Raw genomic sequence first — 26323 nt, forward strand, 5'->3', positions numbered from 1 at the left:
TCCCACAAGGATCAAGGTCGTACACAAATGCTGTGCCCTGCCAAAAACCTGTGGGAGCGGGCTTGCCAGCGATAAGGCCATCCGCTACACCGCCGATTTCACGACTGAAGGCTGCGCCCGCATCGCGCACAACCCGTAATAAATCAACCCGCCCAACGCCGATCCGGTAAACCAGCCATAGCTGTAAAACCAGCTGAACGCATCGCTGCCCAGTGACAGCAAGGTCAGCACCACCGGCACGCCAAAGGCGATAAACCCGGCCCAATTCCACGCCGGATAGACGTCATCGCGGTAGAGCCCGGCCAGGTCGAGTTGTTGTTTCTTGATCAGGAAATAGTCCACCACCATGATCCCGGCAATCGGCCCGAGCAGGCTCGAATAGCCCAACAACCAGTTCGAATAAACGCTTTCCAGGCTGACCTCGGAAACGATCCAGCCGAGCTTTTTCAGCAGCTCATGCCCCATCAGCAGCAGACCCACCACGCCCGTCAGCAACACGGCTTTGGTGCGGTTAATCACCTTCGGCGCGATGTTCTGGAAATCGTTGGTCGGCGAGACGATGTTGGCCGCTGTGTTGGTCGACAGCGTGGCAATGATGATCAGCGCCATGGCGATTGCGACCCACACCGGGCTCTGGATATGGCCGATCAGGGTGACCGGATCCGACACGGTAACTCCGACCAGTTTCACCGACGCGGCGGTCATTACGACACCGAGGGCGGCGAACAAAAACATGGTCAGCGGCAGGCCAATGATCTGCCCGACGATCTGGTCCTTTTGGCTCTTGGCGTAACGACTGAAGTCAGGAATGTTCAGCGACAGCGTCGCCCAGAACCCGACCATCGCCGTCAGCCCCGCCGCGAAGTAACTCACCACGCTCGCACCCTCAGGACGCTTCGCCGGGATCGCCATCAACTCGGTCATTGAGACGTTGGGCATCGCCCAGACGAGCAAACCGATCCCCACGGCCACCAGCAGCGGTGCGGACAGGGTTTCCAGCCATTTGATCGATTCGGCACCGCGAATCACCACCCACAGGTTCAGCGCCCAGAACACCATGAAGCCGATGACCTCGCCCGTTCCGCCGAGGGACTTCCAGCCGTCGAACACCGAGCCGAGGAACAGGTGAATCGCCAGTCCGCCAAACATTGTCTGAATACCGAACCACCCACACGCCACCAGCGCACGGATCAGACAGGGCACGTTGGAGCCGAGAATGCCGAACGAAGAGCGCAGCAACACCGGGAACGGAATACCGTATTTAGTGCCAGGAAACGCATTCAGCGTGAGGGGAATCAGCACGATGATGTTGGCAAACAGAATCGCCACTAACGCTTCGCCGACGCTCAGCCCGAAGTACGCGGTGAGCACGCCGCCGAGGGTGTAGGTCGGCACGCAGATCGACATGCCGACCCATAGCGCGGTGATGTGCCATTTGTTCCAGGTCCGTTCGTGCACCTTGGTCGGTGCCATGTCGTGGTTGTAACGGGGACTGTCGAGGACGTCGCTACCGGCTTCAAGCTCGTACAAGCCGTCGCGCTCGGTCACTTGCGATCTGATCTGTTGCATGGCCGCTCCACTGTTCTTTGAATTATTTTTTGCTCATCAGGGGCTGGCACTCAGGAGCGCAAGCCGGACGATGGCCGGAGGAACTGACAACTTCAAGCACCGGCCAAGGTGTCAGCGGCGGCATCAATTTACGTGCCGGGTTCCCCGCTTTCGCATCGGGCCATGCTTGCAACGCTTTGCAACTGACTGATGTTTATCAGTTTTAATTATTTACCGTTCAAGTTCGCCGCGACGTGTTTCGACCCTCAGGCTAAAGATCAAACAAGTTGTCCGAACAGACAGGACTCAAACTGGTGCACTGCACTTTTTTTCATTGTGGCGCATCAACCATAGACCATTGTTCAAGCAGCTGATTTCACATAAGAAATGTTGACCATATTCGCATCCTGTCAAGTGCGTCAAAATGGTGATCGACCTCACCATTTTGGTGATTGTTACTTTTTATTCTTATTTATCAGTTAGTTAATTCAAACATAAGCTTATAAAAAATAATCTTGCTCAATCGTAATTATGCGGCTAGCGTTTATTCCTGACAGCGCTGACAGGAATACGCAGTTGGCGCCGCCACTTCTAAAACATCTAGAACCGGCATCAGTCGGTCATGCCTGCGAGGAACTCGGAATGTCTCTGTTGATCCGTGGCGCCACCGTTGTTACCCATGATGAAAGTTACCGCGCCGATGTGTATTGCGCAGACGGCGTGATTAAAGCCATCGGTGAAAACCTCGATATTCCGGCCGGCGCCGAAGTGCTCGACGGCAGCGGCCAATACCTGATGCCCGGCGGCATCGATCCGCACACCCATATGCAACTGCCCTTCATGGGCACGGTGGCCAGCGAAGACTTCTACAGCGGCACCGCCGCAGGGCTTGCCGGTGGCACCACGTCGATCATTGATTTCGTCATTCCGAACCCGCAGCAGTCGTTGATGGAAGCGTTTCATCAGTGGCGCGGCTGGGCGGAAAAATCGGCGTCGGACTACGGCTTTCACGTCGCTATCACTTGGTGGAGCGAGCAGGTGCGTGAGGAAATGGCCGAACTGGTCAGCCATCACGGCATCAACAGCTTCAAGCATTTCATGGCTTACAAGAACGCGATCATGGCGGCCGACGACACCTTGGTGGCGAGTTTCGAGCGCTGCCTGGAACTCGGTGCCGTGCCGACCGTGCACGCGGAAAACGGCGAGTTGGTCTATCACCTGCAACGCAAATTGATGGCGCAAGGCATCACCGGGCCGGAAGCGCATCCGCTGTCGCGTCCCTCGCAGGTCGAAGGTGAAGCGGCCAGCCGCGCCATTCGGATTGCCGAAACCATTGGCACGCCGTTGTACCTGGTGCACGTGTCGACCCAAGAAGCGCTCGACGAAATCACCTATGCGCGCAGCAAGGGCCAACCGGTCTACGGCGAAGTCCTCGCCGGGCATTTGCTGCTCGACGACAGCGTGTATCAGCACCCGGACTGGCAGACCGCCGCCGGATACGTGATGAGCCCGCCGTTCCGTCCGCGTGGTCATCAAGAGGCGCTGTGGCATGGCTTGCAGGCCGGCAATCTGCACACTACCGCCACCGACCATTGCTGCTTCTGCGCCGAACAAAAAGCCGCCGGTCGTGACGACTTCAGCAAGATCCCCAACGGCACCGCCGGCATTGAAGACCGCATGGCGCTGTTGTGGGATGAAGGGGTGAATACCGGGCGTTTGTCGATGCAGGAATTCGTCGCCCTCACCTCCACCAACACCGCGAAGATCTTCAATCTCTACCCGCGCAAAGGTGCTGTTCGCGTCGGCGCCGATGCCGACCTGGTGCTGTGGGATCCGCAAGGCACCCGCACGATTTCCGCCAAGACCCACCATCAGCAGGTGGACTTCAACATCTTCGAAGGCAAGACCGTGCGCGGTGTGCCGAGCCATACCGTCAGCCAGGGCCGCGTGGTCTGGGCCGACGGCGACCTGCGCGCCGAGCGCGGTGCCGGGCGCTACATCGAACGGCCGGCGTATCCGGCGGTGTTTGATTTGCTGAGCAAACGGGCTGAGCAACATAAGCCGGTTGCAGTGAAACGCTGAAAGCGTTGCCTGGGCGGACGCTATCGTTGGCAAGCCTGCTCCCACAAGGGTTGAGGTCGTACACAAATACTGCGATCACCCAAAAATCTGTGGGAGCTGGCTTGCCAGCGATAGCGTCGGTCCAGGCAACGCAGGAAACCACTGCCCATCAGAGGCAGGCACCTCAATAAACCGTGAGGCAAAAACCGTGATCGATTCCCTGAACCATCTCCCGCATCCCCGTGAGGACGCGACCGCCCTCGCCGGCCATTTCACCGATCTGGCGCCACCGCTCAACGACCGTCAGGCGCATCTGGAAGCTTCGCGCTGCCTGTATTGCTACGATGCGCCTTGCGTGAATGCGTGCCCCAGCGAGATCGACATTCCTTCGTTCATCCGCAATATCCACCAGGAAAACGTGACAGGCGCGGCGCAGAAAATCCTCTCGGCGAACATCCTTGGCGGCAGTTGCGCGCGGGTCTGTCCGACGGAGATCCTCTGCCAGCAAGCCTGCGTGCGCAACAACGCCCATGAATGTGCACCAGTGCTGATCGGCCTGTTGCAACGCTACGCCGTGGACAACGCGAACTTCTCCGAACACCCGTTCCAGCGCGCTCCCGCCACCGGCAAACGCATTGCCGTGGTCGGTGCCGGCCCAGCGGGTTTGTCCTGCGCGCATCGCAGCGCAATGCACGGCCATGACGTAGTGATTTTCGAAGCGCGAGAAAAGGCAGGCGGGCTCAACGAATACGGGATCGCCAAATACAAACTGGTCGACGACTACGCACAAAAGGAACTGGATTTCCTCCTGCAAATCGGCGGCATCGAAATCCGTCACGGGCTGAAACTCGGTGGCAACCTGACCCTCGGCGAATTGCATCAACAGTTCGACGCCGTGTTTCTTGGCCTTGGTCTCAACGCCAGCAAGCAACTTGGTCTAGCCCACGAGGACGCCCCAGGCGTGCTCGCCGCTACTGACTACATCCGCGAATTGCGTCAGGCCGATGACCTCACGCAGTTGCCATTGGCCGAGCGCTGCATCGTGCTCGGCGCGGGCAACACCGCCATCGACATGGCCGTGCAAATGGCCCGCCTCGGTGCCCGCGACGTCAATCTTGTTTACCGGCGCGGTGCGGCGGACATGGGCGCGACCCATCATGAACAGGACATTGCCAAAGCCAATCAGGTACGCCTGCTCACCTGGGCACAGCCGGACGAGGTGCTGCTCGACACCCAGGGCAACGTGCGCGGCATGCGTTTCGCTCGCACCCACCTGGTCGATGGTCGTCTGCAAACCACTGGCGAAACCTTCGAACTGGCGGCCGATGCAATCTTCAAAGCCATCGGTCAGGCCTTCGACAGCGACGCCCTCGCCGACCCGATGGCTCACGAACTCAAGCGTCAGGGCGAACGAATTCAAGTCGACGAAAACCTGCGCACCAGCATTCCCGGTGTCTATGCCGGTGGTGACTGCACCAGCCTCGATCAGGATCTGACCGTGCAAGCGGTGCAGCACGGCAAACGGGCCGCCGAGGCCATCAACGTTCAACTGATGCTCAACGTGGAGGCTGCGTAAATGGCCGATCTCTCGATTGTCTTCGCCGGCATCAAAGCCCCCAATCCATTCTGGCTGGCCTCCGCGCCACCCACCGACAAGGCCTACAACGTGGTGCGTGCGTTCGAGGCGGGCTGGGGCGGCGTGGTCTGGAAAACCCTCGGCGAAGACCCGGCGGCGGTCAACGTGTCGTCGCGCTATTCGGCGCATTACGGCGCCAACCGCGAAGTCCTTGGCATCAACAACATCGAGCTCATTACCGACCGCTCACTGGAGATCAACCTGCGGGAAATCACCCAGGTGAAAAAAGACTGGCCGGATCGCGCGATGATCGTGTCGCTGATGGTGCCGTGTGTAGAAGAGTCGTGGAAATACATCCTGCCGCTGGTGGAGGCGACGGGCGCCGATGGCATCGAACTGAATTTCGGCTGCCCCCACGGCATGCCCGAACGCGGCATGGGCGCGGCGGTGGGTCAGGTGCCAGAGTACGTCGAGCAAGTGACGCGTTGGTGCAAAACTTATTGCTCGTTGCCGGTGATCGTCAAACTGACACCGAACATCACCGACATCCGCGTTGCTGCCCGCGCGGCCCATCGCGGCGGCGCCGATGCGGTGTCGCTGATCAATACGATCAACTCGATCACCAGCGTCGACCTCGACCACATGGTCGCCCTGCCCACCGTCGGCAGCCAGAGCACCCACGGCGGCTATTGCGGCTCGGCGGTCAAACCGATTGCCTTGAACATGGTCGCCGAAATCGCCCGTGACCCGCAGACCCAAGGGCTGCCGATCTGCGGTATTGGCGGCATTGGCAGTTGGCGCGATGCGGCGGAGTTCATGGCGTTGGGCAGCGGCGCGGTGCAAGTGTGTACGGCGGCAATGTTGCATGGGTTTCGGATTGTCGAGGAGATGAAGGACGGCTTGTCGCGGTGGATGGACAGTCAGGGTTACGCCAACATCGCCGAGTTCTCCGGGCGCGCGGTGGGCAACACGACGGACTGGAAGTATCTCGACATCAACTACCAGGTCATCGCCAAAATCGACCAGGCGGCGTGCATTGGTTGCGGGCGTTGCCACATTGCCTGCGAAGACACCTCACACCAGGCCATCAGCAGCCTCACGCAGGCGGACGGCACGCATAAATATGAAGTGATCGATGATGAGTGTGTGGGCTGCAATTTGTGCCAGATCACCTGCCCGGTGGCGGATTGCATCGAGATGGTACCGATGGAAACGGGCAAGCCGTTTCTGGACTGGAACCATGATCCGAGGAATCCGTATCACGTCAGCCCCTGAGTTCAGCAGGGCCTGAACGGGCTCTTTCGCGAGCAGGCTCGCTCCCACAGGGAATGTATTCCAGAGGTGGGAGCGAGCCTGCTCGTGAAGGCGCTGGCAGTCGCGGCACAAGCGTTACGGTTCCAGCCCGATTCCGCGCAAGATCACGCTCGTGACAGTCTGCACCGCCCGCTCGAACTGCATGTCCGACAGCGGCTGATGTTCGTTGAGAATGTTCACCTGATGATCGAAGTCGGCATAGTGCTGAGTCGAGGCCCAGATCATGTACAGCAAACTCGACGGTTCTACCGGCAGAATCCGCTTGTCCTCGACCCACTGGCGAATCTTCGCCTCTTTCATCTTCGCCCAGTCATACAGACTGACGTCGAGCGCCTCGCCCAACGTCGGCGCGCCGTGGATGATTTCGTTGGCCCATACTTTCGAACCGTACGGGCGACTGCGCGAGTGGTTCATCTTGGCGCGGATGTAGCTGCTCAGCACCACACGCGGATCGTCGAACATTTCGAAGCACAGCGCGTCCTGTTTCCACACTTCCAGCAGGTCGAACAGTACGGCGCTGTACAGTTCGCTCTTGGTGCTGAAGTAGTAATGCAGGTTGGAGCGCGGCAATTGCACTTCGGCCGCGATGTCGGCCATGGCGGTGCTGCCAAAGCCTTTTTCGGCGAAGACTTTTTCTGCGCCGAGCAGGATCTTTTCGACGTTACTGCGGCGGATTTCGATTTTGTGATTGCCCATGTGGGCTCCCTGACAACAACGAGTCTGAAGACTAGCATCCGCTCTGGCTCAGGGGCGACCGTCGAGAACGATTCTTCACACATCCGTTCAGGCTCATGGTTTACGATCACCGCCACCTGCCCGTCACTTCACTGAAAAGGGATTTCCCATGCCGATGAAAAAACTGCTCACTGCCGGCACCCTGCTGGCGTCGCTGATGGTCACTTCCCAGGCCTTTGCCCACGCCCATTTGAAAAGCCAGACCCCGGCCGCCGACAGCACCGTCACCGCGCCAGCAGAACTGCGCCTGATGTTTTCCGAAGGCGTCGAGGCCAGCTTCACCAAAGTCACCCTGACCAGGGAGGGTGCCTCCATTGCGGTCAAGGCGCTGACCACCGAGGATGACAAGAAAACGCTCATCGTCATCCCCGCCGCGCCGTTGACCGCCGGTGAGTACAAGGTCCAATGGCACGCGGTGTCGGTGGACACGCACAAGAGCGAAGGCGCGTATCAGTTCAAGGTCGGCCAGTAATTCATGAGCGATGCGTTGGTGCTGTGCCGCTTCCTGCATTTCACCGTGGTGTTGATGCTGTTCGGAGCCTGGATGTTCAGGCCTTTGCTGCTCAAGGGTGCAGCGCCTGAGCTGGATCAGCGTCTGGCGCGGCACGCCCGTTGGTTGACGTTGATCGCACTGGTCAGCGGTGTCATCTGGGCGCTACTGATCACCGCGAGCATGGCCGGTTCGGCGGCGGCAGCGTTTGATCCGGCGACGATCGACCTGGTGTTGCAGAAGACGTTTTTCGGCCAGGTCTGGCGTTGGCATTTGCTCATCAACGCTGTGCTGCTGGCGTTGCTGTTCACCCCGTGGCGTTCGAATGCTTATCTGCGAATGGCGTTGGCTGCCTTGTTGCTGGCGACACTTGCGCCGGTGGGCCACGGTGCGATGCTCGATGGCCTCAGCGGGCAATTGCTGATCCTCAATCAGATCATTCATCTGACCTGCGTCGGCGCCTGGCTCGGTGGCTTGCTGATGCTGGTGATGATCCTGCGCCAACCGGGCGTTGCGTTGCGCAAAGTGTTGCAACGTTTCAGCGGGATCGGTTACGGACTGGTCGCGGGGCTGCTCATTACCGGGCTGATCAACGTGCGCGTGTTGACTGGCCAAATGTGGCCGACGCCGTTATTCGAGGGGTTTGCCTTGATCCTGTTGATCAAGGTTTTGCTGGTGCTGGGGATGTTGGGGCTGGCGTTGTTCAATCGGTTGCGAATTGATGATTGCGAACAGCGCATGAACACCCTGAAGCGCAGCGTGATGGTGGAATGGTTGATGGGAATCGGGGCAGTTGCGGCCGTGTCGCTGCTCGGCACTTTGCCGCCGATGATGGCTGGTTGAACACCATTCCCTGGAGGAGTGAATCTGCTCGCGATTGCGTTCTGCCAACAAACAAAAAGGCGATTGGCGAACCGCTATCGCGAGCAGGCTCACTCCTACAATTTGATTTTGATTAATGCTTCTGCGTATCCCCCGCCGCCGTATCAATGCTCACCACCACCGACATCCCCGGCCGCAGCCGTTCGATCTCTTGCTGATCCGGATCGATCGTGACCCGTACCGGCACCCGCTGGGCGATTTTCACGAAGTTCCCCGTCGCGTTATCCGCCTGCAACAAGGCGAATTCCGAACCGGTGCCCGGTGAAATGTGCTGCACATGCCCGGTGAATTTTCGGTGGTTCAACCCATCGACCGTGAAGTGCACCGGTTGCCCGACCCGGACGTTGTTCATCTGGGTTTCTTTCATGTTGGCAATGACCCACTTCTGATCCGGCACCAGCGCCATCAACTGGGCTCCAGAGTTGACGTAAGCGCCCAGGCGCACGCCGATCTGCCCGAGCTGGCCGTCTCGCGGCGCCAGAATGCGCGTGTTCGACAAATCGATGCGCGCCAGTTGCACCGCCGCTTCAGCGCTGGCGACCGCCGCTTCGAGCGAACCGCGATTGACGATCACCGTTTGCAGATCCTGCCGGGCAATTTCCAGCGTGGCTTTGGCCTGGGCCACCGCCGCGACGGTTTGCGCATTGGCGGCGAGGGTCACGTCGAATTCACGTTTGGAGACCGAACCGTCGCTGACCAGCTCTTTGTTTCGGCGCAAATCCGCTTCGCTCTTGCGTGCCTGCGCCTCGCTGTCGGCCAGGGCTGCCTGACGCAGTTTGATCGTCGCTTCAGCACTGTTGCGCTGCTGCACTACGTTGGCCAGCGCGGCTTTTTGCACGGCCAGTTGCGCCAGCGACTGGTCGAAACGCTGCTGATAAATACGATCATCGAGGCGCACCAGCAAGTCGCCGGCCTTGACGAACTGGAAGTCCTGCACCGGCACTTCGAACACATAGCCGCTGAGTTGCGGACCGATGATCGTCACTTGCCCGCGCACCAAGGCGTTTTCGGTGGTTTCCACTGCACTGCTGAACGGCGGTAATTGCCAGGCATACAACACGACGAGCACGCCAACGATGGCAACGGCGGCAAAGCCCAGGGACGATATGACCCGCACGGGCAGCGAGCGCGGTTCGGTGTTCGGCGATGATGGCGGCGCCTCCCCCTCGGGGGTGGCGGCGATGGCATTAGTGGTGGTCGTAGTGGTTGGTTCGGTCATGAAGAAGTGGCACCGCTCGGTGGTACGGAAGGTGTATCCGCGACATTTTTAGAGGTGCTGATCAGCCAAAGCGCACGGATGGACAGCCAGATCATGGTCAACACCGCGATCCCGGCAATCAGCATGAACACGTCGTTATAAGCCAGCACGTTGGCTTCGCGGGTGGCGGCGGTGGACAGGCTGCGAATGCCCGCCAGATTGCGCAGGCTCGGGTCGGCGATCAGCGAACCGACCGCCGAGCCACCGCTCTGCACCCGCGCCGCCACCAGCGGATCAGACAGCGTCAAGTGTTCGACAATGTTGCTTGAATGGAATTTCTCCCGAATGATCTGGAACGTCCCCAGCAGCGCGGCGCCGATCAGGCCACCAAGGTTGTTGCAGATCCCGAACAGCACCGAAAAACTCACCAGTGTGCGCGGGTTGGTCAGCACGTTGCGGGTGCCAAACACCAAGGTCGGGCCGAGGAAAAACGTGCTGCCGAACGCGAGCAGAAACTGACTGAAAAACAGGTTGTGCGGGCGGGTCAGATTGTTTGACTGGCTGTCGATGATCGAGCCCGTGGCCATCAGCGCCAACGACACGATCAGCGGCATGAGCAAGTGTTTCGGGTCGATGGTCAGCGCACTGGTCAGCAGCCCGGCGACGCTGCCGATCATCATCACCACGTAGAGACTGTGCAACTGCTGGCTGCTCATGTTCAGGGTTTGCATGAACCCCACGGCGCCGGTGGACTGCTCGGACGTCACCATGCGGATCAGAATCACCGCCAGCGCCAGACGGATCATCGCCCCGCTGCCGAGCCAGCGGGTCATCAGCATCGGGTTGCTGCGGTTATGTTCGATGGCCAGACCGGCCAGGATCAGCACGATTGACGACGCCAGTGCGATGCCGATCCAGTCGGCCTCCAGCCACCAGTCGATCCGCCCCAGCGACAGTACCGCGCACAACAGCGCCACACCTGTTGCAAGAATGGCGAAGGTCAGAAAGTCGAGTTTTTCGAAGGTTTTGAAGCGATCGCCCGGTGGCAGTTTGAGCAGGAAAACGCAGCCCAGACTTATCAGCGCCATGCCCAATTCGAACAGGTACAAGCCACGCCATTCGGCGATTTGCAGCAAGTCTTCGGAAAACAGCCGCGCCAGCGGCAAGGCCAGTTGCGCGCTGCCCAGGCCCATCACCAGTGCTTTCAATCGCCACTTCGCCGGGAACGCCTGCACCATGTAATACAGGCCCAGCGAGCTCAGCGCCGCGCCAACCATGCCGTGAGCCGCACGCACCGCGATGGCCGAGTTCAGTTCGTTGACAAACAAATGGCCGAAGGTCACCAGTGCATACAACACCAGGAACACTTCGGTGAACGCACGCAGACCGAATTGCTGGCGGAATTTCACCAGCAACAGGTTCATCGAGACGTTGGTCATCACGTATGCCGCCGGCAGCCAGGCCATTTCGGCGGTGGTAGCACCGAGCGCACCTTGCAGATAAGGCAGGTTGGCGACCACCAGCGAGTTGCCGAGGCCGCCGGTCAACGCCACCAGCAAACCCACCAGCGCATACGCGACGCGCTTGGGGTTGGAATGCAGCGGCGTCGAAGGAGAACCGGGCAGACTGGGCCGCTCATGAGGCTGCCACTCGCGCGGGGCGTATTGATCCATTAAAAAGCCTTAGAGTTTAGTGCCATGAGTTTGCCGCAAACCCTTGGTAGGAGCGAGCCTGCTCGCGAAAGCCGTCTATCTGTCGACATCACCGCCCGCAAAAAGACTCGCCCCAGTGTAGGAGCTGCCGCAGGCTGCGATCGTTTGACTGCCACGCAGAGCAAGGGAACGATCAAACAGGATCAAAAGATCGCAGCCTTCGGCAGCTCTTGCATGGGATTACGTGGGTCATCGTATAACTGGGTGTTGACTTTCCTTTAAAACCCCGCAAATATCCCGCCCAATGTTGTACGACGACGTATGACAAATATAAAAACAATAAGTAACAAGGGAGCGTCTTAGTGAGCACATCCGTTCGTAAATCCGTCCGCAATTCCTGCCTGACCGCTTTTCACCCTCGTTCCACCCTGAGCCTGATCGGCTGCACCGGCCTGGCCCTCGCCATGCCGATGTCCGCCCATGCCGAAGGTTTTCTCGAAGACAGCAAAGCAACGCTGAACCTGCGCAACGCCTACTTCAACCGTAACTTCACCAACCCGGCCAACGCTCAGGGCAGGGCTGAAGAGTGGACGCAGAGCTTCATTCTCGACGCCAAATCCGGCTTCACCCAAGGCACTGTCGGCTTCGGTCTCGATGTACTGGGTCTTTACTCGCAGAAACTTGATGGCGGCAAAGGCACCGGTGGCACGCAGTTGCTGCCGATTCACGACGATGGCCGTCCGGCAGACAATTTCGGTCGCCTCGGTGTGGCGCTGAAAGCCAAGGTGTCGAAAACCGAACTGAAAGTCGGCGAATGGATGCCGGTGCTGCCAATCCTGCGTTCGGATGACGGTCGCTCCCTGCCGCAAACCTTCCGTGGTGGCCAGATCACCTCCACCGAAATCAACGGACTGGCGCTGTACGGCGGCCAGTTCCGTGGCAACAGCCCGCGTAACGACGCGAGCATGGAAGACATGTCGATGAACGGCCGAGGTGCATTCACCTCCGATCGCTTCAACTTCGGCGGCGGCGAATACACCTTCAACGACAAGCGCACCGTGGTCGGCGTCTGGTACGCGGAATTGACCGACATCTACCAACAGCAATATTTCAACGTCAACCACAGCCAGCCAATCGGCGACTGGACGCTGGGCGCCAACCTCGGCTTCTTCAACGGCAAGGAAGACGGCAGCGCCCAGGCCGGCGAACTCGATAACAAAACCGCGTTCGCCTTGCTGTCGGCCAAATACGGCGGCAACACCTTTTATGTCGGCCTGCAAAAACTCACCGGCGACGATGCCTGGATGCGCGTCAATGGCACCAGCGGCGGCACCCTGGCGAACGATAGCTACAACGCCAGCTATGACAACGCCAAGGAACGCTCCTGGCAGATCCGTCACGACTACAACTTCGTCGCCCTCGGCATTCCCGGCCTGACCCTGATGAACCGCTACATCAGCGGCGATAACGTGCACACCGGCACCATCACCGACGGCAAGGAATGGGGCCGCGAATCGGAACTGGCCTACACCGTGCAAAGCGGCGCGCTGAAGAACCTCAACGTCAAATGGCGCAACGCGACCATCCGTCGCGACTTCAGCACCAACGAATTCGACGAGAACCGGATCTTCATCAGCTACCCGATTTCGTTGTTGTAAGCAGCGTTTGCTCCTGTAGGAGCGAGCCTGCTCGCGAACGCAATTCTTCATCCGCTAACGATGTTGATGGCTGCACCGCATTCGCAAGCAGGCTCGCTCCCACTTGGAGATAGGGTCACGGATCCCCTTCCGTCATTTGCAACCAAAGTCGCGTTGACAAGACCGGGAAACCCTACTGATACTTCGACTCAGTCATACGACAACCTACAACAAATTCAATAACAACATTGTCCCAGGGATTGCCATGACGTCTACCTCCACTGCTCCAACCCCCTTCAACCGCCTGCTGTTGACCGGCGCTGCCGGTGGCCTGGGCAAAGTTCTGCGCGAACGTCTGCGCCCCTACGCCAATGTCCTGCGTTTATCCGACATCGCCGCCCTCGCCCCGGCCGTTGGTGATCACGAAGAAGTCGTGGTCTGCGACCTGGCCGACAAACAGGCTGTGCACCAACTCGTCGAAGGCGTGGACGCGATCCTGCACTTCGGCGGTGTGTCGGTGGAGCGGCCATTCGAAGAAATCCTCGGCGCCAATATCAGTGGCGTCTTCCACATCTACGAAGCCGCGCGCCGCCATGGCGTGAAGCGGGTGATTTTCGCCAGCTCCAACCACGTCATCGGCTTCTATAAGCAAGACGAAACCCTCGACGCCACTTCCCTGCGCCGCCCCGATGGTTACTACGGTCTGTCAAAGTCCTACGGCGAAGACATGGCCAGTTTCTACTTTGATCGCTACGGCATCGAGACCGTCAGCATCCGCATTGGCTCCTCATTCCCGGAACCACAGAATCGCCGAATGATGAGCACCTGGCTCAGCTTCGACGACCTGACCCAACTGATCGAGCGCTCGCTGTACACCCCGAACGTCGGTCACACCGTGGTCTACGGCATGTCCGATAACAAGGAAGTCTGGTGGGACAACCGCTTTGCCAGCCACTTGGGCTACGAAGCCCGCGACAGTTCCGAAGTGTTCCGTGACAAGGTCGAGGCGCAGCCGATGCCGGCCGAAGACGACCCGGCGCGTATTTATCAGGGCGGTGCGTTCGTGGTGGCCGGTCCGTTCGGCGATTGACCGCGCGGGCTGTCCACTGATCCCCATCACCACCCTTCAAAGGGAATGAGTATGCAAGCCGAATTGATCGTCGATGCCCGCAATGCCGTGGGCGAAAGCCCGGTCTGGGTGCCGAAGGAAAACGCTTTGTACTGGGTCGATATTCCCAGGGGCGGACTGCAGCGCTGGAGCGCCGACACAGGCCATGTCGATAACTGGATAACACCGCAAATGCTCGCCTGCATCGCGCGTGACAGCCGTGGCGGCTGGGTGGCGGGCATGGAAAGCGGTTTTTTTCACCTGACGCCCCACAGCGACGGCATCCTCGACTGCGAACCGCTTGCTCAGGTCGAACACGCTCGCCAGGACATGCGCCTCAATGACGGTCGTTGCGACCGCCAAGGCCGGTTCTGGGCCGGCAGCATGGTGCTCAATATGGGCTTGAACGCGCCCCAGGGCCGACTCTATCGCTACGACGCCGGCCAGTCGGGATCGGTTGCTGCACAACTTGACGGTTTCATCGTGCCTAACGGTCTGGGTTTCAGCCCCGACGGCAAGACCATGTACCTGTCGGACTCGCACCCCAGCGTGCAATTGATCTGGGCGTTCGATTACGACACCGCCAGCGGCACGCCGTCCAACCGCCGGGTGTTCGTCGACATGAATCACTTCCCCGGCCGCCCGGACGGCGCGGCAGTGGACGCCGACGGTTGCTACTGGATCTGCGGCAACGACGAAGGCCTCGTGCACCGTTTCACCCCTGACGGCCGACTCGATTGTTCGCTGGCGGTGCCGGTAAAAAAACCGACCATGTGCGCCTTTGGCGGCAGCGGTATGGACACCCTGTTCGTGGCCTCGATCCGTCCCGGTGACGATCAGGATCCGCAATCACTGGCCGGCGGCCTGTTTGCCCTGAACCCCGGCGTTAAAGGCCTCCCCGAACCTGCTTTCAACGATTCGCTGTAACCCTTCTGCTGCACCGCTGTGCCTTGAACACAAAAATAACAAGACTGGAGAGACACCCATGAACTTCAAACGCACCTTGCTCGCCGCTGCACTTCCGCTGATGTTTACCTTCGCTGGCGCCGCCCATGCGCTGGAAATCAAATTCGCTGACATCCACCCCGCCGGTTACCCGACCGTGGTGGCCGAAGAAAGCATGGGCAAGACCCTGACCAAGGAAACCAACGGCGAGCTGACCTTCAAATACTTCCCGGGCGGCGTGCTCGGCTCTGAAAAAGAAGTCATTGAGCAAGCGCAGGTCGGCGCGATCCAGATGACCCGCGTGAGCCTCGGCATTGTCGGCCCCGTCGTACCTGACGTAAACGTTTTCAACATGCCGTTCATCTTCCGCGATCAGGCGCACATGCGTGCGGTGATCGATGGCGAGGTCGGCGATGCGATTCTGGACAAAATCACCAACTCGGAATTCGGTCTGGTGGCCCTGGGCTGGATGGACGGTGGTACGCGCAACCTCTACACCAAAAAACCAGTGCGCAAACTTGAAGACCTCAAGGGCATGAAAATCCGCGTGCAGGGCAACCCGATGTTCATCGATACCATCAACGCCATGGGCGGCAACGGCATCGCAATGGACACCGGCGAAATCTTCAGCGCTCTGCAGACCGGCGTGATCGACGGCGCGGAAAACAACCCGCCGACCATGCTCGAACACAACCATTATCAGAACGCCAAGTACTACAGCCTCACCGGCCACCTGATCCTCCCAGAGCCGATCGTGATGTCGAAAATCACTTGGGAAAAACTGACGCCTGATCAGCAAACCCTGGTGAAGAAAGCCGCCAAGGCTGCGCAGGCAGAAGAGCGCGTACTGTGGGACAAGAAATCTGCCAGCAGTGAGGAAAAACTCAAGGCTGCAGGCGTCGAGTTCATCACCGTCGACAAGAAACCTTTCTACGAGGCCACTGCCTCGATCCGTGCGAAATACGGTGCACCTTACGCCGACCTGATCAAGCGCATCGAAGCCGTTCAGTAATCCTCCCAGCTCTTTTTTGAAAAGGCCCGGCACCGTGCGCATCGCGGTGTCGGGTTACGGTGAAACACGATGAAGAATTCGCTGCTGCGCCTCAACGACACGTTGTACATGACCTGCATCTGGGTCGCTGGTCTGTCGGTGTTGGCCATTGCCCTGATCATTCCCTGGGGCGTGTTTGCCCGTTACGTACTCGGCACCGGTTCGAGCTGGCCGGAGCCCACGGCGATTCTGTTGATGATGGTGTTTACCTTCATCGGCGCCGCCGCCAGTTACCGCGCTGGTGCACACATGGCCGTGGCGATGGCGACCGACCGCATGCCACCGAAGATGCGTAAAACCATGGCCATCGTTTCGCAGCTGTTGATGGCAACCATCTGCCTGTTCATGACCATTTGGGGCACAAAACTGTGCATCTCCACGTGGAACCAGTTCATGAGCGCCCTGCCGACCCTGCGAGTAGGCATTACCTACATGCCGATCCCGATTGGCGGCGCGCTGACGTTGATTTTCGTGTTGGAAAAACTCTTGCTCGGTGACCAGAGCAACCGTCGGGTCGTGCGTTTCGACCTGGTTGAAGAAAGTGAAGGGGCTGCCTGATGGACGCGTTGGTATTGCTGGGCAGTTTTATCGTTTTGATCCTGATCGGTATGCCGGTGGCCTTCGCCCTTGGCATGTCAGCCCTGATCGGTGCGTGGTGGATCGACATCCCGTTCCAGGCCCTGATGATTCAGGTCGCCGGGGGCGTGAACAAATTCTCGTTGCTGGCGATTCCGTTCTTTGTCCTCGCCGGCGCAATCATGGCTGAGGGCGGCATGTCGCGGCGTCTGGTGGCCTTTGCCGGGGTTCTGGTCGGCTTTGTGCGCGGCGGCCTGTCGCTGGTCAACATCATGGCCTCGACCTTCTTCGGCGCGATTTCCGGCTCGTCCGTTGCTGACACCGCATCGGTCGGTTCGGTGCTGATTCCGGAGATGGAGCGCAAAGGTTACCCGCGTGAGTTCTCCACCGCCGTTACCGTGAGCGGTTCGGTGCAAGCGCTGCTGACCCCGCCAAGCCACAACTCGGTGCTCTACTCGCTGGCGGCCGGCGGCACCGTGTCGATCGGCTCGCTGTTCATGGCCGGCATTGTGCCGGGCCTGATGATGAGCGCGTGCCTGATGGCGCTGTGCCTGATTTTTGCGAAAAAGCGCAACTACCCGAAAGGTGAAGTCATCCCGCTGCGCCAGGCCCTGAAAATCTGCGGCGAGGCGATGTGGGGCATGATGGCGATGGTGATCATCCTCGGCGGCATTCTTTCCGGGATTTTCACGGCCACCGAGTCGGCGGCCATCGCCGTGCTCTGGGCATTCTTCGTCACCATGTTCATCTACCGCGACTACAAATGGAGCGAACTGCCGAAGCTGATGCACCGCACGGTACGCACCATTTCCATCGTGATGATCCTCATCGGCTTCGCCGCCAGTTTCGGCTACATCATGACCCTGATGCAGATCCCGGCGAAAATCACCACGATGTTCCTGACCCTGTCGGACAACCGTTACGTGATCCTGATGTGCATCAACGTCATGCTGCTGATGCTTGGCACGGTGATGGACATGGCGCCGCTGATTTTGATCCTGACCCCGATCCTGATGCCGGTGATTCTGGACATCGGCGTCGACCCGGTGCAGTTCGGCATGATCATGCTGGTCAACCTGGGCATCGGGTTGATAACGCCGCCCGTGGGCGCCGTGCTATTCGTTGGCTCGGCGGTGGGCAAGGTGAGTATTGAAAGCACTGTGAAAGCGCTGGTGCCGTTCTACGCCGTGTTGTTTTTGGTGCTGTTGCTGGTGACTTACGTTCCTGCCATCTCGCTGTGGTTGCCGCACCTGGTGTTGTAATTCACCCCGTGCAGGAGCTACCGCAGGCTGCGATCTTTTGATCTTGTTTTCTGAGAATCAAAAGATCGCAGCCTCGTTTCACTCGTCAGCTCCTACAAGCATCGTGCTTATCTGAAGGATCTGGACATGATCGAATTGACTGCGTTTACTTGAACAGGGCCAGTCCCACGATCTGACCTTCAGCCTGCAATATCGACCGTGTAAATCTCACGCGCGCAGCAGCATATAAGCCGCCACCACCAGACACACGCTCGCAAACCCGACCTGCAACGCCCGCGCCGGCACCTGCGCACAGAGCTTGCGGCCGAGCACCATGCCGACGATGCTGGCGACGATAAACGCAGCGCCAACGTTGTCGATACGCACCCCGGCGTGAAACGCGCCGATCACGCCAATTGCTGAAATCAGGCTGATGACCATCAAAGACGTGGCGACGATGCCGCGCATTTGCACATCCGTCAGTTGCTTGAACGCCGGCACGATCAGAAAGCCGCCACCGACCCCGAGCAATCCCGACACCACGCCGGTGATCGCGCCGAGCGCAGCCAGCGTCGCCGTGCATTTACCGGTCCAGGCCAGACGTCCGGTCTGCTGGTTGAGCATGCAGTTTTTCTGGCCCCAACTGGCGTGACCGTGGTCGCTCGGGCCTGTTGCCTGACGATCGCGCCGCAACATGCGCCACGCGACCATGACCATCAGCAGGCTGAACAGAATCATCAGGATTTTTTCCGGCAGTTGATGCGCGACGTAGATCCCCAGTGGCGAAAACACAGCGCCCAGCAGCGCAATAAGAAGCGCCGCGCGGTAACGCACCAGGCCATGGCGCAAACCATCGATGGCACCCACCGCCGCTGCGCTGCCAACCGCAAACAATGCCACTGGCGCCGCTTGTGTCATCGTCCAGCCGAGCCCGAGCACCAGCGCCGGCACTGCAAGAATCCCGCCTCCGGCCCCGGTCAACCCGAGGATCAACCCCATTACCACGCCAAACAGACTTGCCAGCAACATGGGATGGCCTCAGTTGATTGGCGACAAGCGCGGGGTGTTGCCGGTGTCCGCACTGATGGTTGAGCCCCAGTGTTGAACGTTCATTGCATGTTCCTTTTAGCTGCACGCAAGCATCGATGCCAGCTCCCGCAGTTTTTAATGTGTTGGCTGGTATTTATTTCTGAGCCCAACTGTTGAGCACGGCCCCGCAGTACAGTCCCGACAACGTTTTCATCACTTGAATCACTTCGTGACTGGCGAGGCCGTAAAAAATGTACTTGCCTTCACGTCGTGTCGCGACGAGGCCTTCATCGCGCAGGATGCCCAATTGTTGGGACAGGGTCGGCTGGCGCACGCCGGTCATTTTTTCCAGTTCGCCAACGTTGCGTTCGCCTTGGGTCAATTGACACAGGATCAACAACCGATCCTCATTGGCCAGTGCCTTTAACAGCGCGCAGGCCTTTGAGGCCGAGGCCCGCAATTGGGCGACTTCAGATTCGGACAGACTGGATTGCATTTGCAGGATGCCTTCAACGTCACTTAAGCTGCGGACATTATGTGTAAACATAAAGTGTTGCAAGCCAGTCTGACTTTTCACCCTTATTGCACAGGTTCGTGTCCATGCCCGCGCTGATTGAAGCTTTCCTCGACCCCGCCTCTTCGACCTTCAGTTATGTGGTCTATGAGGCCGACGGCGGGCAATGTGCGGTTGTCGATCCAGTGCTCGATTACGACGGCGCAGCCGGGCGCACCTGCACGGCCCAGGCGGACAAAATCATCGCGTTCATTCGCGCGCACCGGTTACGAGTGCAATGGTTGCTGGAAACCCACGCTCACGCCGATCACCTGTCCGCAGCGCCTTATCTGCGTCGTGAACTGGGCGGCAAGATCGCCATCGGCCAGTCGATCAGCAAAGTACAGGACGTGTTCAAGGCGCTGTTCAATCTGGAGCCGGAATTTCGCGTTGACGGCTCGCAATTCGATCACCTGTTTGCGCCCGACGAATCGTTCATGATCGGCAATCTCAAGGCCACCGCCCTGCATGTCCCCGGCCACACTCCGGCGGACATGGCCTATTTGGTCGACGGCGAGCAGATTCTGGTCGGCGACACGCTGTTCATGCCGGATGTCGGCACCGCCCGATGCGATTTCCCCGGCGGCAATGCCAACCAGCTGTTCGCCTCGATCCAGAAACTGCTGGCCTTTCCTGCTGGCGTGAAACTTTACGTGTGCCACGACTACCCGCCCGACGGTCGCGAGGCGCAGTGCCAGAGCACGGTGGGCGAGCAGCGTAAAAGCAATGTTCATGTGCGTGATGGAATCGACGAAGCGGCATTCGTCGAAATGCGCAACACGCGCGATGCGGGTTTGGGCATGCCGACGCTGTTGTTACCGGCGATTCAGGTGAATGTGCGGGCGGGGGATTTTCCGGCGGCTGAAGACAATGGCGTGACGTACCTGAAGATCCCGATCAATAAGATCTGATTTTCAGGAGCCGAGGGCTGATCGTTCCCATGCTCTGCGTGGGAACGATCAGCGCGGTTTCAACTGCCCAACGTCAACCCATTCGCCGGCAATGGCAGCGCCGTTTTATACCGCACCTGCTTCAACGCAAAACTCGAACGAATGTTCGCCACGCCCGGCACTTTGGTCAGAAAGTCCATCATGAAGCGCTCCAGCGACTGAATGCTCGGCACCAACACCCGAATCAAATAATCCGGATCCCCCGCCATCAAATAGCACTCCATCACTTCCGGGCGATCCGAGATCGCTTCCTCGAAATGCTGCAACGCCTCTTCTACCTGCTTCTCCAGGCTGACGTGAATAAACACATTCACATGCAACCCCAGTAAATCAGCATCGAGAAGAGTCACTTGCTCGCGAATCAGCCCCAGTTCTTCCATCGCCTTGACCCGGTTGAAGCACGGGGTCGGCGACAGGTTGACCGAGCGCGCGAGGTCGGCGTTGGTGATGCGCGCGTTCTCCTGAAGGCTGTTGAGAATGCCGATGTCGGTACGATCCAGTTTGCGCATGAGACAAAACCACCTGTTTTTTATGTTTATGCAGAATTTCTATCTGCAAATGACCGCCAGCGCAACGAAACAGAGAGAAATATTCTTCTTGGCCCCGCCTATGATTGTTGTAGGACAAGATTTCCCGATCCGGGAATGACTGCCAGCTCACTACAAGAAATTCACAAGATCGAGCGTAGAAGCCATGACCCAAGCGTATGAACCACTGCGCCTGCACGTCCCTGAACCCTCGGGCCGTCCCGGCTGCAAGACAGACTTTTCCTACTTGCATCTGACCGATGCCGGTACGGTGCGCAAACCTCCCATCGACGTCGAACCTTCCGACACCGCGGATCTGGCCCGTGGCCTGATTCGCGTGCTCGACGATCAGGGCAAGGCTCTTGGCCCATGGGCAGAAGACGTGCCCGTCGAGATTCTGCGCAAAGGCATGCGCGCCATGCTCAAGACGCGGATCTACGACAACCGCATGGTCGTCGCCCAGCGTCAGAAAAAAATGTCGTTCTACATGCAGAGCCTTGGCGAAGAAGCCATCGGCAGCGCCCAGGCGCTGGCCCTGAACATGGACGACATGTGTTTTCCGACCTACCGCCAGCAAAGCATCCTGATGGCCCGCGAAGTGCCGCTGGTCGACCTGATCTGCCAATTGCTGTCCAACGAGCGCGATCCGCTCAAGGGCCGCCAGTTGCCGATCATGTATTCGGTCAAGGACGCCGGTTTCTTCACCATCTCTGGCAACCTCGCCACCCAATTCATCCAGGGTGTGGGCTGGGGCATGGCCTCGGCGATCAAGGGCGATACCAAGATCGCCTCGGCCTGGATCGGCGACGGCGCCACCGCTGAATCCGACTTCCACACCGCCCTCACGTTCGCCCACGTTTACCGCGCGCCGGTAATCCTCAACGTGGTCAACAACCAGTGGGCGATCTCGACGTTTCAGGCGATTGCCGGGGGTGAAGCGACCACCTTCGCCGGACGCGGCGTCGGCTGCGGCATCGCTTCCCTGCGGGTCGATGGCAATGATTTCTATGCGGTCTATGCCGCCTCCGCCTGGGCCGCCGAACGCGCCCGCCGCAACCTCGGCCCGACGATGATCGAATGGGTCACCTACCGCGCCGGCCCGCACTCGACCTCGGACGATCCCTCGAAATACCGTCCCGCCGACGACTGGAGCCACTTCCCGCTGGGCGATCCGATTGCCCGCCTCAAGCAGCATCTGGTCAAGGCCGGCCACTGGTCGGAAGAAGAGCACACCGCCGTCAGCGCCGAACTCGAAGCCGAAGTGATCGCCGCGCAGAAACAGGCCGAACAGTACGGCACCCTCGCCGGTGGCCAGATCCCGAGCGCCGCGACCATGTTCGAAGACGTCTACAAAGAGATGCCGGAGCACTTGAAGCGCCAGCGTCAGCAGTTGGGGATCTGACATGAACGATCACAACACTCACATTGAGCTGGAAACCGCCATGACCACGACCACCATGACCATGATCCAGGCCTTGCGCTCGGCCATGGACGTGATGCTTGAACGCGACGACAACGTTGTGGTGTTCGGCCAGGACGTCGGCTACTTCGGTGGCGTATTCCGCTGCACCGAAGGCCTGCAGAACAAGTACGGTACCTCTCGCGTATTCGACGCGCCGATCTCCGAGAGCGGCATCGTCGGCGTCGCGGTCGGCATGGGCGCCTACGGTTTGCGCCCGGTGGCCGAGATCCAGTTCGCCGACTACGTCTACCCGGCGTCCGACCAAATCATTTCCGAGGCGGCACGCCTGCGTTATCGCTCGGCTGGCGAGTTCACCGCACCCATGACCCTGCGCATGCCGTGCGGCGGCGGCATTTACGGCGGCCAGACGCACAGCCAGAGCATTGAGGCGATGTTCACTCAGGTCTGCGGCTTGCGCACGGTCATGCCGTCCAACCCTTATGACGCCAAAGGCCTGTTGATCGCCTCCATCGAAAACGATGACCCGGTGATTTTTCTCGAGCCGAAACGCCTGTACAACGGCCCGTTCGATGGTCATCACGATCGTCCGGTCACCCCATGGTCGAAACACCCCGCCGCGCAGGTGCCGGACGGCTACTACACCGTACCGCTCGACGTTGCCGCCATTACCCGGCCGGGCAAAGACGTGACCATCCTCACCTACGGCACCACCGTTTACGTGTCGCAAGTCGCTGCTGAAGAAAGCGGCATCGACGCCGAAGTCATCGACCTGCGCAGCCTGTGGCCGCTGGATCTGGAGACCATCGTCAAGTCGGTGAAGAAAACCGGCCGCTGCGTGGTCGTCCACGAAGCCACCCGAACCTGCGGTTTCGGTGCTGAACTGGTGTCGCTGGTGCAGGAGCATTGCTTCCATCACCTGGAAGCGCCAATCGAACGCGTCACCGGTTGGGACACCCCCTACCCGCACGCGCAAGAGTGGGCGTATTTCCCTGGGCCGTCCCGAGTGGGCGCGGCGCTGAAACGGGTCATGGAGGTCTGAATGGGCACGCACGTTATCAAGATGCCGGACATCGGCGAAGGCATCGCGGAAGTCGAGCTGTCGCAGTGGCACGTCAAGGTCGGCGATCTGGTGGTTGAAGATCAGGTGCTGGCGGATGTGATGACTGATAAGGCAATGGTCGATATTCCGTCGCCGGTACACGGTAAAGTCATTGCCCTCGGCGGACAGCCAGGTGAAGTGATGGCGGTTGGCAGTGTGCTGATCAGCATTGAAGTCGAAGGCGCCGGCAATCTGAAAGAATCTGCCGCGCCGGCACCGGCTAAAGAAACGCCGGTTGCTGCGGCTGCGAAGGTTGAAGCGGTTGCTGAAAGCAAACCCGTTGCCCGCCCCGCCGCCGTTTGCCAAGGCCCGATGGTTGCCCGCGAGGCCAACGAACGCCCGCTCGCCTCCCCGGCCGTGCGCAAGCATGCGCTGGATCTGGGCATTCAATTGCGCCTGGTACGCGGCAGTGGCCCGGCCGGCCGGGTGTTGCACGAAGACCTGGAGGCTTATCTGGCCGAAGGTCAGTCGAACGCTTCTGCACCGGTAGCGGCGGCTTATGCCCAGCGCAACGACGAAGAGCAGATTCAAGTGATCGGCATGCGCCGCAAGATCGCCCAGCGCATGCAGGACGCCACGCAACGCGCTGCGCATTTCAGTTATGTCGAGGAAATCGACGTCACCGCGATTGAAGAATTGCGTGCGCATCTGAATGAAAAACACGGCGCCAACCGGGGCAAACTGACCTTGTTGCCGTTCCTCGTTCGTGCATTGGTCGTTGCCCTGCGCGACTTCCCGCAAATGAACGCCCGTTATGACGACGAAGCCCAAGTCATCACCCGCCTCGGTGCGGTGCATGTCGGTGTCGCCACACAAAGTGATGTCGGCCTGATGGTGCCAGTGGTGCGTCACGCCGAAGCTCGAAGCCTGTGGGACAGCGCCGGCGAAATATCCCGCCTGGCCAGCGCCGCACGCAACGGCAAGGCCAGCCGCGAAGAACTGTCCGGCTCGACCATCACCTTGACCAGCCTCGGCGCACTCGGCGGCATCGTCAGCACCCCGGTGCTGAACCTGCCGGAAGTGGCCATCGTCGGCGTGAACAAAATCGTCGAACGGCCAATGGTCGTCAAAGGCCAAGTGGTGATTCGCAAGATGATGAACCTCTCCAGCTCCTTCGATCACCGCGTGGTCGACGGCATGGACGCGGCGCTTTTCATCCAGGCCATTCGCGGCTTGCTCGAACAACCCGCCACCTTGTTTGTGGAGTAAGGCATGCAGACTCTGAACACTACGCTGCTGATTATTGGCGGCGGCCCCGGCGGCTACGTGACCGCGATTCGTGCCGGGCAACTGGGCATTTCGACGATTCTGGTCGAGGGCGAATCCTTGGGCGGCACCTGCCTGAACATCGGCTGCATTCCCTCCAAAGCGCTGATCCATGTCGCCGAGCAATTTCATCAGACGCAAGGTCACAGTCAGCATTCAGCGCTGGGCATCAATGTTTCTGCACCAACCCTCGACATCGGCAAAAGCGTCGAGTGGAAGGACGGCATCGTTGATCGTCTGACCACTGGCGTCGCCGCGTTGTTGAAGAAGCACAAAATCCAGGTCATTCAGGGCTGGGCCAAGGTAGTCGATGGTAAAACCGTGGACGTCGGCGATACCCGCATCCAGTGCGAACACCTGGTGCTGGCCACCGGGTCGAAAAGCGTCAACCTGCCGATGCTGCCGATTGGCGGGCCGATCATCTCCTCAACCGAAGCGTTGACACCGTCGTCCGTGCCTAAGCGTCTGGTAGTGGTCGGTGGCGGTTACATCGGCCTGGAGTTGGGGATTGCCTACCGCAAGCTCGGTGCCGATGTCAGCGTGGTCGAAGCGCAGGATCGCATTCTGCCAGCCTACGATGCTGAACTGACTCAACCGGTGCACGAAGCGTTGAAGCAACTGGGCGTGAAGCTTTATTTGAAGCACAGCGTTGAAGGTTTCGACGGAACCTTGCAGGTGCGCGACCCGAATGGCGACGTTTTGAATCTGGAAACCGACCAGGTGCTGGTGGCCGTTGGTCGCAAACCGAACACCCTGGGCTGGAACCTGGAAGCGCTGAATCTGGACATGAACGGCGCGGCAATCAAGATCGACAGCCGTTGCCAGACCAGCATGCGCAACGTCTACGCCATCGGCGACTTGAGCGGCGAACCGATGCTGGCCCATCGCGCCATGGCCCAAGGCGAAATGGTTGCCGAGTTGATCAGTGGTAAACCCCGCGAATTCAACCCGACCGCCATCGCCGCCGTGTGCTTCACCGATCCGGAACTGGTCGTAGTCGGCCAGACGCCGGACGAGGCCAAGGCTGCCGGACTGGACTGCATCGTGTCGAGCTTCCCGTTCGCGGCCAATGGCCGGGCGATGACGCTGGAATCGAAAAGCGGCTTCGTGCGCGTCGTCGCCCGTCGGGATAATCATGTGATTGTCGGTTGGCAAGCGGTGGGCGTCGGGGTATCGGAATTGTCCACGGCGTTTGCGCAAAGTCTGGAAATGGGCGCGCGGCTGGAGGATATCGGCGGCACCATCCATGCGCATCCAACGCTGGGCGAAGCGGTGCAGGAAGCGGCGTTGCGTGCATTGGGGCATGCGTTGCATCTGTAACACTAGCGCCATTGATCATTCCCACGCTCCGCGTGGGAATGCCTCAATGCGACGAATTGCGGGCTGCGAAACAACCCCGGAATGAAGTATTGTTGTGCCCATCCAAAAAACGTCAGAAGCCTTGAACCGTTTCGACGGTTGT

23 protein-coding genes are annotated in these 26323 nt (G+C 59.6%); 16 read left to right on the forward strand and 7 right to left on the reverse strand.

What is annotated here, in order from left to right; all coding sequences use genetic code 11:
- Nucleotides 1–84 precede the first annotated feature (84 nt).
- Nucleotides 85–1569 (reverse strand): NCS1 family nucleobase:cation symporter-1, encoded by a 1485-nt coding sequence (locus GIW69_RS03970; protein WP_236480826.1) that lies wholly within the window; start codon nt 1567–1569, stop codon nt 85–87.
- Nucleotides 1570–2190: 621 nt separating this feature from the next.
- Between GIW69_RS03970 and hydA the strand changes: the two genes are divergently transcribed.
- The 3 genes from hydA to preA all read left to right on the forward strand — a co-directional run bounded on the left by hydA (nt 2191) and on the right by preA (nt 6460).
- Nucleotides 2191–3630: a dihydropyrimidinase gene (hydA, locus tag GIW69_RS03975; protein ID WP_236480827.1), complete on the forward strand. Its 1440-nt coding sequence runs from the start codon at nt 2191–2193 to the stop codon at nt 3628–3630.
- A gap of 187 nt (nt 3631–3817) precedes the next feature.
- Nucleotides 3818–5185: an NAD(P)-dependent oxidoreductase gene (locus tag GIW69_RS03980; RefSeq protein WP_236480828.1), complete on the forward strand. Its 1368-nt coding sequence runs from the start codon at nt 3818–3820 to the stop codon at nt 5183–5185.
- Complete coding sequence (preA, locus tag GIW69_RS03985) at nt 5186–6460, forward strand: NAD-dependent dihydropyrimidine dehydrogenase subunit PreA (RefSeq protein WP_236480829.1); 1275 nt, start codon at nt 5186–5188, stop codon at nt 6458–6460.
- A 114-nt stretch (nt 6461–6574) separates the two neighbouring features.
- Here the strand turns inward: preA and GIW69_RS03990 are convergent, their stop codons facing one another.
- Nucleotides 6575–7195 carry a TetR/AcrR family transcriptional regulator gene (locus tag GIW69_RS03990; protein ID WP_236480830.1) on the reverse strand — a complete coding sequence of 207 codons (621 nt, stop codon included), beginning with the start codon at nt 7193–7195 and terminating at the stop codon, nt 6575–6577.
- A 148-nt stretch (nt 7196–7343) separates the two neighbouring features.
- Between GIW69_RS03990 and copC the strand changes: the two genes are divergently transcribed.
- Nucleotides 7344–7706 carry a copper homeostasis periplasmic binding protein CopC gene (copC, locus tag GIW69_RS03995; RefSeq protein ID WP_236480831.1) on the forward strand — a complete coding sequence of 121 codons (363 nt, stop codon included), beginning with the start codon at nt 7344–7346 and terminating at the stop codon, nt 7704–7706.
- Between the two features lie 3 nt (nt 7707–7709).
- Nucleotides 7710–8567: a copper homeostasis membrane protein CopD gene (copD, locus tag GIW69_RS04000; RefSeq protein WP_236480832.1), complete on the forward strand. Its 858-nt coding sequence runs from the start codon at nt 7710–7712 to the stop codon at nt 8565–8567.
- Between the two features lie 112 nt (nt 8568–8679).
- Here copD and GIW69_RS04005 read toward each other — a convergent pair whose 3' ends face one another.
- Both GIW69_RS04005 and GIW69_RS04010 read right to left on the reverse strand, forming a co-directional pair.
- Nucleotides 8680–9825: an HlyD family secretion protein gene (locus GIW69_RS04005; RefSeq protein WP_236480833.1), complete on the reverse strand. Its 1146-nt coding sequence runs from the start codon at nt 9823–9825 to the stop codon at nt 8680–8682.
- Nucleotides 9822–11477: an MFS transporter gene (locus GIW69_RS04010; protein ID WP_236480834.1), complete on the reverse strand. Its 1656-nt coding sequence runs from the start codon at nt 11475–11477 to the stop codon at nt 9822–9824. Before GIW69_RS04010 ends, GIW69_RS04005 begins: the two co-directional genes overlap by 4 nt.
- 341 nt (nt 11478–11818) lie before the next feature.
- Here GIW69_RS04010 and GIW69_RS04015 point away from each other — a divergent pair, with 341 nt between their 5' ends.
- The 6 genes from GIW69_RS04015 (at nt 11819) to GIW69_RS04040 (ending at nt 18035) form a co-directional block, all read left to right on the forward strand.
- Nucleotides 11819–13114: an OprD family porin gene (locus tag GIW69_RS04015; protein WP_496570894.1), complete on the forward strand. Its 1296-nt coding sequence runs from the start codon at nt 11819–11821 to the stop codon at nt 13112–13114.
- Nucleotides 13115–13358: 244 nt separating this feature from the next.
- Nucleotides 13359–14183, forward strand: a complete 825-nt coding sequence (locus GIW69_RS04020; RefSeq protein ID WP_236480835.1) for an NAD-dependent epimerase/dehydratase family protein — start codon at nt 13359–13361, stop codon at nt 14181–14183.
- Nucleotides 14184–14234: 51 nt separating this feature from the next.
- Nucleotides 14235–15128, forward strand: a complete 894-nt coding sequence (locus tag GIW69_RS04025) for an SMP-30/gluconolactonase/LRE family protein (RefSeq protein WP_236480836.1) — start codon at nt 14235–14237, stop codon at nt 15126–15128.
- 58 nt (nt 15129–15186) lie between these two features.
- Complete coding sequence (locus GIW69_RS04030) at nt 15187–16158, forward strand: TRAP transporter substrate-binding protein (protein WP_236480837.1); 972 nt, start codon at nt 15187–15189, stop codon at nt 16156–16158.
- Between the two features lie 69 nt (nt 16159–16227).
- Nucleotides 16228–16755 carry a TRAP transporter small permease gene (locus GIW69_RS04035; RefSeq protein WP_236480838.1) on the forward strand — a complete coding sequence of 176 codons (528 nt, stop codon included), beginning with the start codon at nt 16228–16230 and terminating at the stop codon, nt 16753–16755.
- Nucleotides 16755–18035, forward strand: coding sequence for a TRAP transporter large permease (locus GIW69_RS04040; protein ID WP_236480839.1), 1281 nt, complete (start codon nt 16755–16757; stop codon nt 18033–18035). The genes GIW69_RS04035 and GIW69_RS04040 overlap by 1 nt, the downstream gene beginning before the upstream one ends.
- 207 nt (nt 18036–18242) lie before the next feature.
- Here the strand turns inward: GIW69_RS04040 and GIW69_RS04045 are convergent, their stop codons facing one another.
- Nucleotides 18243–19043, reverse strand: a complete 801-nt coding sequence (locus GIW69_RS04045) for a sulfite exporter TauE/SafE family protein (RefSeq protein WP_236480840.1) — start codon at nt 19041–19043, stop codon at nt 18243–18245.
- A 154-nt stretch (nt 19044–19197) separates the two neighbouring features.
- Nucleotides 19198–19539, reverse strand: a complete 342-nt coding sequence (locus GIW69_RS04050; RefSeq protein WP_236480841.1) for an ArsR/SmtB family transcription factor — start codon at nt 19537–19539, stop codon at nt 19198–19200.
- A gap of 104 nt (nt 19540–19643) precedes the next feature.
- Here GIW69_RS04050 and GIW69_RS04055 point away from each other — a divergent pair, with 104 nt between their 5' ends.
- A complete protein-coding gene (locus tag GIW69_RS04055) occupies nt 19644–20507 on the forward strand; it encodes an MBL fold metallo-hydrolase (RefSeq protein ID WP_236480842.1) in 864 nt (287 codons plus the stop codon).
- A gap of 59 nt (nt 20508–20566) precedes the next feature.
- Here GIW69_RS04055 and bkdR read toward each other — a convergent pair whose 3' ends face one another.
- Nucleotides 20567–21055, reverse strand: a complete 489-nt coding sequence (bkdR, locus tag GIW69_RS04060) for a Bkd operon transcriptional regulator BkdR (RefSeq protein WP_236480843.1) — start codon at nt 21053–21055, stop codon at nt 20567–20569.
- 184 nt (nt 21056–21239) lie between these two features.
- Here bkdR and GIW69_RS04065 point away from each other — a divergent pair, with 184 nt between their 5' ends.
- Genes GIW69_RS04065 through lpdA form a run of 4 tightly spaced genes read left to right on the forward strand, consistent with a single transcriptional unit; the run spans nt 21240 to nt 26181 of the window.
- Entirely contained in the window at nt 21240–22475 is a 1236-nt protein-coding gene (locus tag GIW69_RS04065; protein WP_236480844.1) for a 3-methyl-2-oxobutanoate dehydrogenase (2-methylpropanoyl-transferring) subunit alpha, read from the forward strand.
- A 1-nt stretch (nt 22476) separates the two neighbouring features.
- Entirely contained in the window at nt 22477–23535 is a 1059-nt protein-coding gene (locus tag GIW69_RS04070; protein ID WP_236480845.1) for an alpha-ketoacid dehydrogenase subunit beta, read from the forward strand.
- Entirely contained in the window at nt 23536–24804 is a 1269-nt protein-coding gene (locus GIW69_RS04075) for a dihydrolipoamide acetyltransferase family protein (protein ID WP_236480846.1), read from the forward strand.
- A 3-nt stretch (nt 24805–24807) separates the two neighbouring features.
- Nucleotides 24808–26181: a dihydrolipoyl dehydrogenase gene (lpdA, locus tag GIW69_RS04080; RefSeq protein ID WP_236480847.1), complete on the forward strand. Its 1374-nt coding sequence runs from the start codon at nt 24808–24810 to the stop codon at nt 26179–26181.
- Nucleotides 26182–26323 lie beyond the last annotated feature (142 nt).

Origin of the sequence: Pseudomonas syringae (assembly GCF_021605415.1) — a bacterium.
Taxonomy (GTDB): Bacteria; Pseudomonadota; Gammaproteobacteria; order Pseudomonadales; family Pseudomonadaceae; genus Aquipseudomonas; species Aquipseudomonas syringae_S.